Here is a 14,263-nt window from a genome sequence, read left to right on the forward strand (position 1 = left end):
TCGGTTTTATTCCTGTTCGACCAGAAGTTCTTCGAGACAACTGGTGTCCACGCGCATGTAACGCAGGAACGTATCGTAGTTGAAGCCGTATTTAGGAAATACGTGTTTCAGCCAAACCTGTTTGTAACATTTGTCGTGCCGTCCCGGTTCGTAAAATTGTGCTGCAAAGTCCTGGATTTCTTTTGCTCTGATTAAATAACTGATAGAATGCATACATATCGATAATTGGTCGGATCGGTTTCGGTCCGAATTTCTTAAGTATTTGGATCTAAATGAAAAATAATAGTGAAAGTGACTAAAATTTTTAGCGCTGTACGGTGTCGGGGATACTGCATTCGGTCCGGGATAAATGAGTTTTCTGTCGGTCGGGACCGTTCTTTCGGAACGGGGCCGTGACGGTTTCCGTTTCTAAAATAGCATGTTATGCGGCGAGGGTATTTCCCGGAGACGGGAGTAAACAGCGTCCGGATAAAATACAAATATCCGTACAATTTGATTATATTTGTACAAAATGCTTTGGTACGGCGGAATTGCGAGATGTCCGGGCGGTTTGGAAAACGGGTATGGCGGTAATGATCGTTTCTGTACGGTGCCGTATTCGAGATTTGTGGATAATTGATTTGCAGCGAGTTGAGTGATTGTAAGATCGGACGTATGATTTTTCCGGGGGGGCGGATAAACTATGAGAAGCGGGTCGTCGAGCGGATGATCCGTTTTTACTGTATCCACCGGGAAGGGAACCGGGAGCTTTGTCCGGAGTGTCGGGAATTGCTCGCGTATGCTGTTGTCCGGTTGGATTGCTGTCGGTTCGGCGACAGGAAACCGGTTTGCAAGAAATGCCCCGTTCATTGCTACAAAATATCCATGCGGGAACGGATGCGGTGCGTGATGCGTTATGCGGGTCCCCGCCTGCTGTGGTATCGTCCGCTCGATGCGTTTGGGCACTTGCTCTGCCGTCTGCGGCTTTTCGGCGGCCGGTAATTTTCCGGGTCGTAGCGGCTTTTCGTAAGGCGATGTCCTGCGGCGGGTATCCCGTTTTCGGAGATCGCGGGGGACGGTTTTCCGGAACGAACGGCATAAAGAACCGGCACCCAGCGATTTTTCGATGGATGCCGGTTTGAATTATTCAGCGGATTTGCCGGAACCTATTGCCGGTAGATTATGCAATAGTGATGCCGGGATCGAGGTAAACGTCCTGAATCGCGTGCAGCAACGCGATGCCCTCTTTCATCGGGCGTTGGAACGCTTTGCGTCCGCTGATCAGCCCCATGCCGCCGGCGCGTTTGTTGACGACGGCCGTAATGACGGCGTCTTTCAGATCGGATACGCCGTGCGATTCGCCGCCGGAGTTGATTAGTCCGACGCGGCCCATGTAACCGTTGGCCACCTGGTAGCGGCACAGGTCGATCGGATGGTCGGACGCTAACTCTGTGTACATTTTTTCGTTCGTTTTGCCGAAATGCAGCGCGGTGAACCCGCCGTTGTTGGTCGGCAGTTTCTGTTTGACGATGTCGGCCTTGATCGTGACGCCCAGGTGATCGGCCTGCCCGGTCAGGTCGGCCGACGCGTGGTAATCGGCGCCGTCTTTTTTAAAACTGCCGTTGCGCAGGTAACACCACAGGATCGTCGCCATACCCAGTTCGTGCGCCCGTTCGAAGGCTTCCGAAATTTCGACCAACTGCCGTCGGCTCTGCTCCGAACCGAAATAGATTGTCGCGCCGACCGCGACGGCTCCCATGTTCCACGCCTCGTCGACCGATCCGAACAGCACTTGGTCGTACGTGTTCGGGTAGGTCAGCAACTCGTTGTGGTTCAGCTTGACGATGAACGGTATCTTATGCGCGTATTTGCGGGCCACTGCGCCGAGGTTGCCGAACGTCGAGGCTACGGCGTTGCAGCCCCCTTCGATTGCCAGTTTGACGATGTTTTCCGGATCGAAATAGACCGGGTTCGGAGCGAACGACGCGCCGGCCGTGTGTTCGATGTCCTGATCGACCGGCAGGATAGACACGTAGCCCGTGCCGGCCAGCCGGCCGTGGCCGAGCAGCGTTTGCAGGCTGCACAGCGTGCGGACGTTGCGGTCGGACGGAATCCATGTCCGGTCGACCGTGTCCGGCGACGGGATGTGGATCAGCGACTTGTCGATCGTCCGGCAAACGTGATTCAGGTAATATTCGGTTTTGTCTCCCAATAAATTGATGATCTGGCTCATATTCTATAACGGTTTAAATTTATTGTTGTTTTTTACCCTGGCGGGCGACGGCTTCCATCAGTTTGCGGATCTCTTCCGGGTCGCCGAGAAAATAATCCTTCGTAAGATTCAGCCGGTCGTCGAATTCGAAGACGTACGGTACGGCCGTCGGCAGGTTCAGGTTGACGATGTCGTCGTCCGAAATGCGCTTCAGATGCTTGATAATCCCCCGCAGACTGTTGCCGTGCGCGACGACCAGCAACTGGTCGGCCGTTTTCAGGTTCGGAAAGATCGCGCACTGCCAGTACGGCATGATCCGTTCGATCGTCTCTTTCAGGGATTCGGTGCGCGGCAGTTCCCCGTCCGGAACCAGCCGGTAGCGCGGGTCGAAACGCGGGTTGCGCGGATCGTCCTCGGCGAGCGGATCGGGTGCGATGTCGTAGCTGCGTCGCCAGACGAGCACCTGTTGGTCGCCATATTTGGCGGCTGTCTCGCTCTTGTTGAGTCCTTGCAGCATACCGTAATGCTTTTCGTTCAGCCGCCAGCTCTTTTCGACCGGGATCCAGTCTTGGTCGAGCTTGTCCAACACGCGGTCGAGCGTTTTGACGGCGCGTTTGAGGTACGAAGTATAGGCTTTGTCGAATGCGAAACCCTCTTTTTTCAGCAATTCGCCGGCCCTGTCGGCTTCGGCGATGCCTTTTTCGGTCAGGTCGACGTCCGTCCAGCCGGTAAAGCGGTTTTCCCGGTTCCAGGTGCTTTCTCCGTGTCGGAGCAAAACGATTTTTTTCATAGTCTTATGCGGTTTGATTTTCCATGTCGGACGCGGTTGCAGGCTGGCGTTCCGTGCCCGTGCGGCGGATGCGCGGCTCTCCGTCGCCGCGACGCTCCGGATATCGGTTCTGTGCAAATAGTGTGCAATAACCTGCGGCCCCGTTGTTTTAAGGAGTAAAAAAAGTAAAATCGTCCGTTTAAAGCAATACCCGGAGGTAGGTATTGTTGCCGGCGAGGGAGAACGATAGGGTAGGTGCGCGCGGGCGGATCAGCCTTCCCGGATGTCGGCGAACCAGTAGGCGTAGTTTTTTACCGTGCCGTCGTCCAGTTTGACCGGGTACCTGCGCTGCAACGGTTCGCCGAGCGCGAACTGCACGGGCGTGCGGAACGGACCGCCGGCGTAGCAAAATGTGTGGTACTCGCCGTTTTCGCCGCATACGTCGACGCCGTCGGGCAGGTCCCGTACGAACGTTTCGTCGATTCGCCGCCCGATGAAGTCGCGGCCGAGCCGGTCGGCGGTCGTCGTGACGATCACGGTTTGCAGGCCCGAGGCGAGAAATTCCCGCATGATTTCCGCGGAAGATTTGCCCCACAGCGGTTCGACGACCGTGATGCCGTAGGGCGACAGTTGCTTTTCGCGGTAGGAGCGCACGTCGTGCAGGAAAATATCTCCGAAAATGAAACGATCGGCGCCCGTATCCCTGAAGTGTCCGACCGCCGCCGCCATCGCCTCTTCGTAGTTCTCCATCGTGCCGTCCGGCGCGAGGTCTATCGTGTAGAGCGGCAGGCCGATGCTGTCGGCCTGCCGACGAAGCAGTCCGACGGGGATGCCGTGCATCGACGAGCGCGCGTTGTCGCGGTTCACGGTCGTCAGCAGCGATACGATTTCGTAGGCTTCGCTCTGTTGCGCCTTGTACAGCGCCAGCGCGGAATCTTTTCCTCCGCTCCAGTTGAAAACGGCTTTTTCGCGCTTCCCGCTTACCATGATCCGTCGTTTGCGGGGCGGCTGGAGAAAAAGCCGCTGACCAGTGTGAAATATTCGGGCAGTCCGGACGATCCGGGTTCGCTCCACTTCAGTTCGATGCCCAGCAGTTCCGACGCGGTTTTCCCGATGTCGAAACCGAGGGATTCCAGCGAAGGGCGTATCCGGTCGGGATAGCGGCACGGCCGGCCTTCGCTCCGGGCGCATGTCCCTTCCGGGCACAGGTGGCAGGTTCCGGCATAAAAAGCGCGGCTGCCCGGATATTTCCGTTCGAGTTCCAATAGCCGGGCGTCGAGCGTCCGCCGGACTTCGACGATCATCCGCTGTCCCGCCTGCCGGCCTTGTTCCGGCGTCGCGCATTCGGCGCGGGCGGACGGCTCGGGGATGATCCGTGTGCCTATGATCAACGCCGTGCGGTATCCGGACAGGTATTCGTCCGCATCGAATCCGTGCGGCGGACAGGCCCAGCAGGCGCCGTAGCGGGAACATGCTTGGCAGAATACGATGAATTTTTCAGCGTTCCGGTAGCGGGCGACGTACTCCCCGGCCGGGATCGTCGCGGCGGTCTCTTCGGTTCGGTACATGTCAGTCGTTTTTCGAAAGCCGGATCAGGATCACGCCCGAGTCGGAAACCGTCCCGATCTTCAACGGACCTGCCGTCCGCCCGGTTTCGAACACCCGGCTCAGGTCGTGCGTTTCGTCGAGCAGGAATACTTCGGTTCGGGCGAATTTCCCGATGCCATCGATGTCCAGCGTGAACTCGCGGGGGCCCGATTTCCAGCAGGCGGCGAGGATCGCCATGTTGCCCAGGCTGTCCGTGCCGGCCAGCACGCGGCTTCCGGCGGGCATACCGTCCGTTTCGGTGCGTACCCGTTCGGGATAGGCGGTCAACTCGCCGAACGCTTTCATGCCGTAGTAAGTTTTGACCGGCGTCCGGTTTTCAAATACGCCCCAGCGCGTCGTGGTGACCGTGTAGTAGAATCCTTTGTCGAGCGGCGTATCCTGCCAGCCGATCATCACCGTGTTCAGGAAAGCCGCCGATTCCAGTCCGCGCATGAACCGGATCGCTTCGTTCTGCTCCGCCGGGCCCATGTTCCACAGCGCTCCGCCGTACGGGTTGTAGTGCCATTCGTTCAAGTGGATCTCCGTCTCGGGATAGCCGCATTCGTCCAGATACCGGCGTGCGTCTACGGCCATTTGCAGTAATTCGGTATCGGTGGGCGAGTAGTAGTGGAACGAGTAGAAGTCCAGCGGCGCTTTGTGACGGGCGCAGTTCCCTGCGAAATCCCTGACCGCCTGTTCGCCGAAGGCGCAATGCCCTGGCCCGCCGAATTTCAGGTGCGGGAAGCGTTTTTTCAGTTCGGTCGCCGCCTGCGCATAGAAGTCGTTGAACTGCTGCAACGTCCCGGTCCACATTTTCGGGCCCAGATCGGGTTCGTTCCATATCTCCCAGTAACGGATGTCGTAACGGAACCCGTTCCATTTTCCTTCCGTGTAGTGACGGATGACGTTCGATGCGACGTCGACCCATTTTCGCACGTCTTCGGGCGGGTGCACGAAATATTTGTTGACGCTGTGCTCGATCGAGGTTCCCAGCCGGTAATAGACTTCCGTGCCGCACGCGATGCAATTCGCAATATAGTCGTCCGTCTGGGCGAAATAGTAGTTGTCCGGATCTTCCGCGTCCGCTTCGGGATTCGCGAAGATCAGCGGAAGATCGACCAGTCTCATGCCGGGATTCTCCAGCGGAGCGTCGTGTAGCCGCGTGATCGGGATGTGCATTCCGGCGAACGCTTCGCGGAGGTTGCATCCGGGCATCTCTTCGTCTTCGAGCGGCGGGGCCAGGTTGCCGCCGTTCACCGGTTTGATCTTTCCGGCGGACTCTCTCGGATAGACCCGGATCGTCGTCTGCCGGTCTTCCCCGGGAACGGCGTCCTGCAGGGCTGCCCGTGCGGCGGCTGCGAATCCGGTGCACGCCAGAACGGCGAGCAGGTATTTCAGGATCGTCTTCTTCTCCATGCGGCGGTTTTTCATTGTTCCGGATTTGTCGCAAAGATATGGAATTTCATTCGTTCCGCGAAACCGAAGCGATAGGGCTTTTACGGAAATTTTGTATGGAGAAAACCCGTTTAAAACATATTCCGACTTTATTGCGCCCGAACACCCGGGCGGCACGCTTCCGGTGGATTATAAAAAACTCGTATCGTGCGTTTTGCAGGAATAAAAGGTATATATTATATTTGTATGCCATATTGTGCGCGAACAATGAAGTTGAATGTTAAATGGTTTGTATATAGTTTATTATGATAGATAGGCCTGATGTCCGTTTGTTTCGCCCGATAAAGGGCGGATTGCTTTTTGTTTTTTGCCTGCTCGCGGTTTTTCCCGGATTCGGAAAACAGCAGGGTCGGGGAACCGATTATATGCTGGTCGTCAGCGTTTATGCCGAGGCCTCCGCATGGAGCAACGACATCATTATTCCTGTCATCAACATGGCCGCCGGGATCGAGAACCTGAACGTGTATTCCGAATACATGAACATGTTGTTGATCGACAACGATACGCTGGCGACCGAGTTCAAGCGGAGGCTGTTCGCGAATTACCGGGAACACCCGCCCCGGATGCTGCTGTTGATCGGGAACCCGGCGAAGATATTGTTGGAAGATGTAAAAAAACACTGGGGCGACATTCCGATCCTTTTTTGCGCGGACAAGGAGTATGTGGGAACGGACAGTCTGTATCTGAAGCGAAATCCGATTCCGCCCGATCTGAGAACCCCGTTGTCCGAATTGGTTTCGGAGTACAACCTGACGGTCTTGCAAACGCCCGTTTTTCTGCGACAGAGCGTCGATCTGATGCGCCGGATGATTCCGGGAATGAAAGAGCTGGTATTCCTGGGCGACGACTTGTATATCAACCGGCAGGACGAACAGGAACTCTCCGAACTGATGCGGACGGATAATCCGGAACTAAGCTACCGTTATTTTTCCGCGGCGGACATGACGACCGGGCAGTTGTTCGATTCTTTGAAAACGATCGACAGGAAAACCACGGGCGTACTCTATTCGTCCTGGTGGTATAAAAAAAACTTCGTGGGCAATACCGTGCTGATGACGGACGCTTACCGGGGAATCACCACGTTCGCCCTGCCGTTTTTTTCATTGCATCCGTCGGGGATCAGGGATTCCAACGGTATCGTCGGCGGTTTCGTTTACAGTCAAGAAGCGTTCAATAAAAAGTTGATCGAAACCATTTCCGGGGTGCTGGCCGGTCGTCAGCCGCGGGATATTCCGTTTTATTTTCCGCGGGGCATTCCTACGTTCAATTACGAATCGCTGGTCGGCAACGGGTTTTCTCTGGCCGATACGCCGAAAGGGGCGGTGGTTTACAACCGGCCTCCCTCTTTTTTCGAGCAGTACAAGTACGTCCTTTTCGGGACGGTCGTTCTTTTCGTCGTCGCCCTGCTTCTTTTTCAGTCGAAGCGCAACCGCATGTTACAAAAACTCAGTAAGGCGCAACTGCGGGAGATCCAGATCGGTGAAAACTATACGAACTTGTTCGACAACATGCCGATCATATACATGCAGGAGCGTGTAGTGCTGGACGAATCCGGCGATCCGGTCGATACCGTGTTCTGCGACGTGAACCGGTCTTTCGAACGGTCGTTCTATCCCAAGGAGCGAATTATCGGCAAGAAGGGAAGCGAAATTTTTCCCGAGTCGATGCCCGAATTCCTGCATTTTATCCGGATCGCGATCGCCGAACGGCGGAGCATTACTTTTACTTACTATTTTAAGTCGATCGACACGTTCTACGAGGTGGTGCTGTGCTGTTCGCATATGCCGGGAATTATAGACGTATTTTGCCTGGACAGCACCCAGCTTCACGACGTGCAGCAGAAACTTTCCACTACGAACAAGAAGTTGTCGATGGCCCTGGAGATAGCCAGCATCGTTCCGTGGAAGTGGAACCTGCGGGAACGCACCATTCTGTGCGATGTGAACCGGCCGATCGAACTGGGCGGACTGGACGGCGATGTCCGGGAAGAACAGCTTTCCGTGCCGGATACGCAGTATTTCGCCAAAATCCGCCGGGAAGACCGGGAAAGGGTGCGCCGCGCTTACCGGGATTTGGCGGAAGGCCGGGTAGCGAAAGTGAAGGAGGAGTACCGGGTGATCGTCGGCGAAGGCCGGGGTAGGCGGCAGGAGTGGGTGGAGGCGCAGGCGGCCGTCGAGACATGGGATGGATCGGGCAAACCGCTGGTGCTGGTCGGTTCGTCGCAGGTGATTACCGAGCGGAAGAAGATGGAGCAAGAGTTGATGTCGGCCAAAGACCGGGCGGAAGAGTCCAACCGGCTCAAGTCGGCTTTCCTCGCTAATATGAGCCACGAAATCCGGACGCCGCTGAATGCGATCGTCGGTTTCTCGGGGATTCTGGCATTGTCCGATTCGGAGCAGGAGAAGCAGGAGTACGTCGGCATTATCGAGAACAACAACGCATTGTTGTTGCAGTTGATCGGCGACATTCTCGATCTGTCGAAGATCGAAGCCGGAACGCTCGAATTCGTCTATTCGGATTTCGATCTGAACGAACTGATGCAGGAGAAGGAACGCGTGATGCGGATGCGCCTGAAGACGGATCGGGTGGAGCTGGCGTTCGAACGGCCCTTGGCCGAATGTCCTATTCGCTCCGAAAGAAACCGGCTTTCCCAATTGTTGATCAATCTGATATCCAATGCGATCAAATTTACCAAGCAGGGAAGTATCCGGTTCGGCTACGAACTGCGCGGTCAGGAGATCTATTGTTACGTGACCGATACCGGCTGCGGAATTCCGCAGGATAAGAAAGACAGCGTTTTCGGACGGTTCGTCAAGCTGAACCACTTCGAACAGGGCACCGGTCTCGGCCTTTCGATCTGCCATACGATCGTCCGGCACATGGGCGGACGGATCGGCGTGGAGTCCGAAGAGGGCAAAGGTTCGACGTTCTGGTTCACGATCCCTTATACGCCGGCCACGCTCCGGCCGGAGGACGAGCCGGAAGAGCGTCCGCTCGTGGCGGTCGAAAAAGACAAACTGACCGTCCTGATCGCCGAGGACGACGACAGTAATTACAGACTGTTCGAAACCATTCTCCGGCACGATTACCGGCTGGTACATGCGTGGAACGGAAAAGAGGCCGTCGAATTATTCGAACAATACCGGCCGCACCTGGTGCTGATGGATCTCAATATGCCGGTGATGGACGGTTACGAAGCCACGCGCGAGATCCGTAAAATATCTTCCGACGTGCCCGTGCTCGCTGTCACCGCCTTCGCTTTCGCGTCGGACGAGCAGAAAGTGATGCAGAACGGTTTCGACGGTTACATGCCCAAGCCGATCAATGCGAAACAGTTGAAAGGGCAGATACTGGACATGTTGCAGTCCCGGATGACGCTGATCTAAAATTTCCGTACCGCTTTCCGCATCCGGCGTCCGTCCCGGTTCAGGTGTTTCCGCAGCGGAACCGGAACCAGGCAAACGATCAACTGAGCCCGCTGCCACCGGTAACATTGCTGGAACAGCAGCATTGCCGCGGCGATAAACAGGGCTGCGCCGGCGGCGATCTCGAAGGGCAGTAGCGGTAGGTCTTCCTGCGGCACGATCATCGGGATCAGCGCGACCGCTCCGGCCGGAGCGAAAAATTTGCCGATGCGTTCGAACAGCAGGAACAGGCTGGTGAAGACCGCGAGCGCTACCGCCCATTCGGGCCATTGCATACGGACGTGCCCGGCCCACTGGAACAGCGTGCCCAGGAAAGCGGCGGCCGTCAGCAGCAGGAAGATCTGAACCGGCCGGTTTCGGAAGCCCGCTTTCGATCCGGCGAATTCGACGTAGGTGACTATCAGCGGCGGCAGAATGAAATAGAGGTTCGACGTATAGACCGGAACGGCCGCGACGACTAGAATCGTGCTGAGCAGGAACAACCAACGGAGCGTCTCTTTTTTCCACTCCGTTGCAGCCGGCGTAAAATCGGCTGCCGTCCGCAGGCGGCCCCGTTCCATCAGGCGTTGCCCGGCCGCTACGGTCAGGGTCATCGTCAGTACGGCCGCCGGATAGATCCAACTGTCGGTGCCAAGCAGGATCGGCAGCATGCCCGCCGAGATCAGCGGGGGCAGCGAAGCGCGGAACAGCATCAGGCATACGGCCGTAAAGGCGAACGAAACCGCGATGTCGGCTATCAGCGGCAGCGGCGAGTAGCGCACGATGCAGACTCCGGCTACGGCGCCTGCGGTCATCAGCGCCACCATCCGCGCGCGGCTGACCCGCCATACCTGCTTGTCGACTATCCACATGCCGATCGTGAGGGCTGCCATTTCCGGGAAAATGATCTCTTTTTCGCCGGACAGTTCGGCGACCGCTACCATCAGCAGGATCATTGTCAGGGCGAAAAGGTATCTTTTTCTTTTCGTCGGATCTGCAAACAGCCGGGTTTCGGGGGGGCGAATGTTCATAGCCGTGTTTTTCGGGAACGACTGCAAAGGTAATCATTTTCGCCCGAATGGGACGTTTTTCCCGCAACGGAGGGTTGCGCTGTCCCGAAAGATGCGGTTTTATCGGCGGATTATGCTTATCTTTACTATCGGAAAACAGCAGCCCTATGGATTACAGCGTTACCACCCGTCTGAAAGGAGTCGTCGCGATGACCAGCAGCTTTCATGCCGATCCGGTGCTGCGCCGGGACCGGAGCCTGTATAAATTCATCTGGGTGCAGCGCGGGACGCTAACTCTCGTGATCGACCATGTGGAAACGCAACTCGCCGCCGGCGAGATCGTTTCGCTCACTCCGTTGCACCGGATCGAATTCGGGGAGTCCGGCGCAGAGTATCTGGCGTTGCTGTTCAACAGCGATTTTTACTGCATCTACGGGCACGACGACGAAGTGTCGTGCAACGGCCTGCTGTTCAACGGATCGTCGGACGTTATGCGGCTGAAGTTGACCGCCGGACAGTCGGAAGCGCTGCATGAGATCACCGACCGGATAGCTGCCGAGTACGCCGTCGCCGACAACCTGCGCGAAGAGATGCTGCGCATTCTGTTGAAACGTTTTATCATTACTTGTACGCGCATGGCGCGGGAACGGTTCGCAGCCGGGGCGGGCAGCGAACGGCAGTTCGACATCGTCCGCCGGTACTATGTGCTGGTCGACCGGTACTTCCGTGAAAAGAAGCAGGTGCAGGAGTATGCCCTTCTGCTGCACCGCTCCCCGAAAACGCTGTCGAATCTTTTCGCCGTTTACGGCCTGCCGTCGCCGTTGCAGGTCATCCGCGACCGGACGCAGGCCGAAGCCCGGCGTTTGCTGCTCTATACTTCGAAAAGCGCCAAGGAGGTCGCCGGTATCCTTGGATTCGAAGACGCGGCCTCTTTCAGCCGGTTCTTCAAAGGGGCGACCGGGAAAAGCATTTCGGAATACCGGAGCCGGAAATAGGGAATAATTGCCAACACATCCGGCAGAATCGCCATTTACCGGCCGGCGTAAACGGCGGATCTTTGCATCATCGTTAAACCTCAAAAGAGAAATGATGATGACGGAACTCAAAAAACTTTACGTCGGTTCGCTGAGATTGACTGCCGGCTGCCGGAAACTGGGCATCGGCCTGATGCGTGTCGCTATCTTCGTGATCTTCGTCTGGATCGGCGGCCTGAAATTTTGGAATTACGAGGCCGAAGGGATCGTCCCTTTCGTCGCCAACAGCCCTTTCATGAGCTTCTTCTATACGAAATCCGCGCCCGAATACAGGGATTACAAGCTCCGCGAGGGCGAATTCGACCCGGCTAAACGCGACTGGCATACGGCGAACAATACGTACGGGTTCTCGCGCGGACTGGGCGTCCTGATTATGGGGATCGGGGTGCTGGCGTTTCTCGGCATGTTTTTTCCGAAAGCGGGCCTTGTTGGTGCAATCCTTGCAATCCTGATGACTGTCGGCACCCTGTCGTTCCTTGCGACGACTCCCGAAGCGTGGGTTCCCGACCTCGGGGCGGAGCACGGATTTCCGCTGCTGAGCGGGGCGGGGAGGCTGGTCGTCAAAGATATCGCGATTTTGGCCGGGGCGGTGATCCTGCTCTCCGAATCGGCCAGAAGGCTATTGAACGAACAAAAAAACAACGGCGATGAAGACTTATGATGCGATTATTATCGGTTTCGGCAAAGGCGGAAAGACCTTAGCCGTCGAACTGGCCAAACGCGAATGGACGGTGGCCGTAGTCGAACGTTCCGAGAAGATGTACGGCGGAACTTGTATCAATACCGGATGCATTCCGACCAAAACGCTGATACACCAGGCGAAAGCGGCGGCCATGCGCCTCGAACTTCCGTTCGACCGGAAAAAAGAGTTTTACCGCCGGGCCGTCGCGGTCAAGGAAGAGGTCGTTTCGTCGTTGCGCGACCGGAATTACCACAACCTGGCCGACCGTCCGGGGATCGCGGTCTATACCGGCGTCGGCTCGTTCGTCTCCCCGGACGAGGTTTCGGTGGAGGGCGCGGAAGGCAGGCAGGTGCTGAAAGCGAAATACATCTTTATCGATACCGGGGCCGAGACCGTCCTGCCGCCGATCGACGGGCTGTCTGCGAGCCGTTTCCTCCATACGAGCGCGTCGATCATGGAGCTGAAGGAGTTGCCGCGCCGGCTGGCGATCGTGGGCGGCGGGTACATCGGGCTCGAATTCGCCTCCATGTACGCCTCTTTCGGCTCGGAAGTGACGGTGTTCGAAGGGGGGCCTGTGCTGATGCCGAGGGAAGACCGGGATGTCGCCGACAGCGTCCGGGAGACTCTTGAGAAAAAGGGGATCGTTTTCCGAACGGGCGCCGACGTATTGTCCGTGCGCGATTCCGGCGGGGCGGCGAAGGTATCCTGGCGGCAGACCGGGGAGGGCCGGGTCGGGGAACTGGAAGCGGACGCCGTACTGATCGCTGCGGGCCGCCGGCCGGCGACCGAAGTACTGAATCTCGAAGCTGCCGGCGTAAAGGTCGATTCGCGCGGGGCCGTCATCGTGGACGATCGGCTGAGGACGTCCAATCCGAATATCCGCGCGATCGGCGATGTGAAGGGGGGACTCCAGTTCACTTACATTTCGCTGGACGATTACCGGATTATCCGGGACGACCTGTTCGGCGCGGCGGTGCGGAAAACCGGCGACCGCGATCCGGTGGCCTACTCCGTATTCATCGACCCGCCGTTGTCGCACATCGGCATTACCGAAGAGACGGCCCGGCGGAACAACCTGGATGTCCGGGTCAACCGGATAGCCGTCGCTTCGATTCCCCGGATGCGGACCATCGGCGAGACGGACGGCCTGTTGAAAGCGGTGATCGACGCCCGCACGAACCGGATTCTGGGATGTACGCTGTTTTGTCCCGAATCGAGCGAGGTCATCAATACGGTCGCCGTGGCGATGAAATCCGGACGCACTGCCGCTTTTCTTCGCGATTTCGTTTTCACGCACCCGAGCGTCAGCGAAGCGCTGAACGACCTGTTCGTCTGAAATCCGCCGGACGTTTCGGCTTGCCTGCCGGTTCTGAGTCCGATAACCGCAACGTTTTCCGATGTGAGGCGGCCGTCCGCAGGCGATCGCTTCCCTTTTCGTACGGACCGGTCTTCCGTCCCGACCTTCGTTCGCGTATGCCGTTCGCTGCGGGATGTGCGAATCGGGGTATATCGGAGCATTCCATCGGAAAAATGTTTGTATATTACCGTTCGGATGTGTATTTTTATGACGATTGATCTGATTTTGGAAAGTCATCGAGCGGTGTGCGTATCCGCCGCCCGGCGGTTTTCGGGAAATGTCGGTTCGGAGCGGTTCGCCGGAATTTTGAGGCGGCGAATCGCCGTCGATTGAACGATACGGAAAAATGATGCAGCAATCCGATTTCAGCGAGTTGAGGCAGGCGGTCTGTCAGATCGTCGCTGCGGTTCCCCGGGGACGGGCCACTTCCTACGGGGCCGTTGCGCGCGCTTTGGGCCGTCCCGGCTGGGCGCGGCTGGTCGGGCGTATCCTGGGAAGTTGCGGCGAAGCCCGCATTCCGGCCCACCGGGTCGTCGACAGCCAGGGACGGCTTTCGGGCAGTCATGCTTTCGGCAGCCCGTCCCGGATGCGGGAACTGCTCGAATCGGAGGGCGTGCAGGTCGCCGGCGACCGGATCGTCGGTTGGAGGAAGGTTTTCTGGGACCCCTGTAAAGAGATCGAAATGCCTTAAATGTCCGGTAACAGGTGCAATCTGCTTTGCCGGTCGCCCGGTGCGTAAAAAGTCCGGATCCCCGTTTTACCTTCAAGGTATAC

General features: G+C 57.3%; 13 protein-coding genes. 6 read left to right on the forward strand and 7 right to left on the reverse strand.

The genetic code is table 11. The features are described 5' to 3' along the window. Positions 1–6: 6 nt before the first annotated feature. Complete coding sequence (locus PGR91_RS07945; protein ID WP_055204947.1) at positions 7–213, reverse strand: hypothetical protein; 207 nt, start codon at positions 211–213, stop codon at positions 7–9. Positions 214–654: 441 nt separating this feature from the next. Here PGR91_RS07945 and PGR91_RS07950 point away from each other — a divergent pair, with 441 nt between their 5' ends. Next, on the forward strand, positions 655–981 hold the full coding sequence (locus tag PGR91_RS07950) for a nitrous oxide-stimulated promoter family protein (RefSeq protein WP_055204949.1): 327 nt from the start codon (positions 655–657) through the stop codon (positions 979–981). A gap of 178 nt (positions 982–1,159) precedes the next feature. Here the strand turns inward: PGR91_RS07950 and PGR91_RS07955 are convergent, their stop codons facing one another. The 5 genes from PGR91_RS07955 to PGR91_RS07975 form a co-directional block, all read right to left on the reverse strand. After that, the gene (locus PGR91_RS07955; RefSeq protein ID WP_055204951.1) at positions 1,160–2,212 is read right to left on the reverse strand and encodes a class I fructose-bisphosphate aldolase; all 1,053 of its coding nucleotides are present in this window, start codon (positions 2,210–2,212) and stop codon (positions 1,160–1,162) included. Positions 2,213–2,231: 19 nt separating this feature from the next. Next, positions 2,232–2,981: a 2,3-diphosphoglycerate-dependent phosphoglycerate mutase gene (gene gpmA, locus PGR91_RS07960; RefSeq protein ID WP_118656260.1), complete on the reverse strand. Its 750-nt coding sequence runs from the start codon at positions 2,979–2,981 to the stop codon at positions 2,232–2,234. A gap of 249 nt (positions 2,982–3,230) precedes the next feature. Then, the gene (locus tag PGR91_RS07965) at positions 3,231–3,947 is read right to left on the reverse strand and encodes an ATP-binding protein (protein WP_101572796.1); all 717 of its coding nucleotides are present in this window, start codon (positions 3,945–3,947) and stop codon (positions 3,231–3,233) included. After that, on the reverse strand, positions 3,941–4,528 hold the full coding sequence (locus PGR91_RS07970) for a DUF2284 domain-containing protein (protein WP_055204957.1): 588 nt from the start codon (positions 4,526–4,528) through the stop codon (positions 3,941–3,943). Before PGR91_RS07970 ends, PGR91_RS07965 begins: the two co-directional genes overlap by 7 nt. A 1-nt stretch (position 4,529) precedes the next feature. Next, the gene (locus tag PGR91_RS07975; RefSeq protein WP_270399319.1) at positions 4,530–5,963 is read right to left on the reverse strand and encodes a GH39 family glycosyl hydrolase; all 1,434 of its coding nucleotides are present in this window, start codon (positions 5,961–5,963) and stop codon (positions 4,530–4,532) included. A 284-nt stretch (positions 5,964–6,247) separates the two neighbouring features. Between PGR91_RS07975 and PGR91_RS07980 the strand changes: the two genes are divergently transcribed. Then, positions 6,248–9,388 carry an ATP-binding protein gene (locus PGR91_RS07980; RefSeq protein ID WP_182424232.1) on the forward strand — a complete coding sequence of 1,047 codons (3,141 nt, stop codon included), beginning with the start codon at positions 6,248–6,250 and terminating at the stop codon, positions 9,386–9,388. Here PGR91_RS07980 and PGR91_RS07985 read toward each other — a convergent pair. Continuing rightward, positions 9,385–10,437: a hypothetical protein gene (locus PGR91_RS07985; protein WP_055205150.1), complete on the reverse strand. Its 1,053-nt coding sequence runs from the start codon at positions 10,435–10,437 to the stop codon at positions 9,385–9,387. The genes PGR91_RS07980 and PGR91_RS07985 overlap by 4 nt on opposite strands. A 146-nt stretch (positions 10,438–10,583) precedes the next feature. Between PGR91_RS07985 and PGR91_RS07990 the strand changes: the two genes are divergently transcribed. The 4 genes from PGR91_RS07990 to PGR91_RS08005 all read left to right on the forward strand — a co-directional run bounded on the left by PGR91_RS07990 (position 10,584) and on the right by PGR91_RS08005 (position 14,180). Beyond that, the gene (locus PGR91_RS07990) at positions 10,584–11,411 is read left to right on the forward strand and encodes a helix-turn-helix domain-containing protein (RefSeq protein WP_118457580.1); all 828 of its coding nucleotides are present in this window, start codon (positions 10,584–10,586) and stop codon (positions 11,409–11,411) included. A gap of 94 nt (positions 11,412–11,505) precedes the next feature. Continuing rightward, positions 11,506–12,111: a DUF417 family protein gene (locus PGR91_RS07995; protein WP_055205151.1), complete on the forward strand. Its 606-nt coding sequence runs from the start codon at positions 11,506–11,508 to the stop codon at positions 12,109–12,111. Then, complete coding sequence (locus tag PGR91_RS08000) at positions 12,098–13,468, forward strand: FAD-dependent oxidoreductase (RefSeq protein WP_118656197.1); 1,371 nt, start codon at positions 12,098–12,100, stop codon at positions 13,466–13,468. The genes PGR91_RS07995 and PGR91_RS08000 overlap by 14 nt, the downstream gene beginning before the upstream one ends. Positions 13,469–13,835: 367 nt before the next feature. After that, on the forward strand, positions 13,836–14,180 hold the full coding sequence (locus PGR91_RS08005) for an MGMT family protein (protein ID WP_228385786.1): 345 nt from the start codon (positions 13,836–13,838) through the stop codon (positions 14,178–14,180). Positions 14,181–14,263 lie beyond the last annotated feature (83 nt).

This window comes from Candidatus Alistipes pullistercoris (genome assembly GCF_027665465.1).
Classification (GTDB): domain Bacteria; phylum Bacteroidota; class Bacteroidia; order Bacteroidales; family Rikenellaceae; genus Alistipes_A; species Alistipes_A hominis.

Coding starts and splice junctions, on each gene's coding strand:
- gpmA (WP_118656260.1), bottom strand. CDS start 2,981: ATGAAAAAAATCGTTTTGCTCCGACACGGAGAAAGCACCTGGAACCGG.
- PGR91_RS07990 (WP_118457580.1), top strand. CDS start 10,584: ATGGATTACAGCGTTACCACCCGTCTGAAAGGAGTCGTCGCGATGACC.
- PGR91_RS07975 (WP_270399319.1), bottom strand. CDS start 5,963: ATGGAGAAGAAGACGATCCTGAAATACCTGCTCGCCGTTCTGGCGTGC.
- PGR91_RS07970 (WP_055204957.1), bottom strand. CDS start 4,528: ATGTACCGAACCGAAGAGACCGCCGCGACGATCCCGGCCGGGGAGTAC.
- PGR91_RS07995 (WP_055205151.1), top strand. CDS start 11,506: ATGATGACGGAACTCAAAAAACTTTACGTCGGTTCGCTGAGATTGACT.
- PGR91_RS07965 (WP_101572796.1), bottom strand. CDS start 3,947: ATGGTAAGCGGGAAGCGCGAAAAAGCCGTTTTCAACTGGAGCGGAGGA.
- PGR91_RS07980 (WP_182424232.1), top strand. CDS start 6,248: ATGATAGATAGGCCTGATGTCCGTTTGTTTCGCCCGATAAAGGGCGGA.
- PGR91_RS08005 (WP_228385786.1), top strand. CDS start 13,836: ATGATGCAGCAATCCGATTTCAGCGAGTTGAGGCAGGCGGTCTGTCAG.
- PGR91_RS07950 (WP_055204949.1), top strand. CDS start 655: ATGATTTTTCCGGGGGGGCGGATAAACTATGAGAAGCGGGTCGTCGAG.
- PGR91_RS08000 (WP_118656197.1), top strand. CDS start 12,098: ATGAAGACTTATGATGCGATTATTATCGGTTTCGGCAAAGGCGGAAAG.
- PGR91_RS07985 (WP_055205150.1), bottom strand. CDS start 10,437: ATGAACATTCGCCCCCCCGAAACCCGGCTGTTTGCAGATCCGACGAAA.
- PGR91_RS07945 (WP_055204947.1), bottom strand. CDS start 213: ATGCATTCTATCAGTTATTTAATCAGAGCAAAAGAAATCCAGGACTTT.
- PGR91_RS07955 (WP_055204951.1), bottom strand. CDS start 2,212: ATGAGCCAGATCATCAATTTATTGGGAGACAAAACCGAATATTACCTG.